This window comes from Herbaspirillum sp. B65, assembly GCF_000333555.1.
Lineage (GTDB): Bacteria > Pseudomonadota > Gammaproteobacteria > Burkholderiales > Burkholderiaceae_D > Herbaspirillum > Herbaspirillum rubrisubalbicans.
This window is the reverse complement of record NZ_BADI01001224.1, coordinates 1-1,597: the sequence shown is the minus strand read 5'-3', so window position 1 is coordinate 1,597 and position 1,597 is coordinate 1. Positions and strand designations below refer to the sequence as shown.

At 60.7% G+C, this 1,597-nt stretch carries 1 pseudogene; it reads left to right on the top strand.

From position 1 onward, the window contains the following. The first annotated feature begins 43 nt into the window (after positions 1 to 43). Positions 44 to 1,512, top strand: a pseudogene (locus I5W_RS28830) (amidase). Positions 1,513 to 1,597 lie beyond the last annotated feature (85 nt).

Sequence of the window (1,597 nt, the reverse complement as noted above, 5' to 3'; positions counted from 1 at the left end):
TCTCCAAGTGTTGTATTAAAGATAATGAAAGAAACGCAACTTCATCATTTTCTTTTATCATCTGAACAATAAGCAGGCCAGTCAATATCTGGACTTGATGCAGGCCAGCTTCGATGCCTACGATGTCATCGATGGCTTGCCCGATGAAATTCCTGCCATCAAATACCCGCGCTCGGCTGGCGCACGTCCCGCCGCCAAGGACAATCCCCTCAACGCCTGGGCCTGCAAAAGCACCGTCAAGGGCGCCGCGGAGGGCAAGCTGGCGGGCCGCACCGTGGTGCTCAAGGACAATGTGGCGCTAGCGGGTGTGCCCATGATGAATGGTTCTTCCACGCTGGAAGGCTTCGTGCCGAGCTACGACGCCAGCGTCGTGACCCGCCTGCTCGATGCCGGTGCCACCATTCTGGGCAAGGCCACCTGCGAGCATTTCTGCCTGTCGGGCGGCAGCCATACCTCCGATCCCGCGCCGGTCCACAACCCGCGTCGCCACGGCTATGGTTCCGGTGGTTCCTCATCGGGTAGTGCTGCGCTGGTGGCGGCAGGCGAAGCGGACATGGCCATCGGTGGCGATCAGGGCGGCTCGATCCGCATTCCCTCGGCCTTCTGCGGCACTTATGGCATGAAGGCCACGCATGGCCTGGTTCCCTATACCGGTGTCATGCCCATTGAAGCGACGGTCGATCATGTGGGACCGATCACCGCCAACGTGCGCGACAACGCGCTGATGCTGGAAGTCATCGCCGGCGCCGATGGCCTCGATCCGCGTCAATACGCGCCCCAGGTGCAGCCTTATACCGCAGCGCTTGATCGTGGCGTGCGTGGTCTGAAGATCGGCATCCTCACCGAAGGTTTTGCCCTGGGCAATATGGATAAGCGGGTGGCCGACAAGGTGCAGGAGGCGATTGCCCAACTGGAAAAACTGGGGGCATCAGTGGCCACCGTATCGGTCGAGGAACATGTGCTGGCCGGCGCCCTCTGGCAGCCCATCGGCTGCGAAGGCCTGACCATGCAGATGATGCATGGCAACGGCATGGGCTTCAACTGGAAGGGTCTCTACGACCTTGGTCTGCTGGACCGTCACGCCCACTGGCGCGAACATGCCGACGATCTGTCGGCCACGCTCAAGCTGTGCATGTTCGTTGGCCAATACGGGTTGACCCGGTATCAAGGTCGCTTCTACGCCAAGGCCCAGAACATCGCCCGCCGTGCCTGTGCCGGCTACGACAAGGCGCTGGCCGATTTCGATCTGCTGGTCATGCCCACCGTCCCCATCATCGCGCAGCCATTGCCCGCCGCAGGCTGCCCCTTGTCCGACTATGTCGCACGCGCGTTCGAGATGATCGGCAACACCGCGCCATTGGACATCACCGGCCACCCGGCCATGTCCATTCCCTGTGGCACGGTCGACGGCCTGCCCGTGGGATTGATGCTGGTCGGCAAACACTACGCCGAAGCCACGCTCTATCAGGCCGCGGCGGCCTCGAGGCCAGCATGGATTGGCAGCAGCACTGATGTTTCTTTCGTGAAGTTCTTAACCGCATTTTTTACACCCCGCATCTTCAGCCCAGAGTCAAAAATCATGAGCAATCATCCTCTT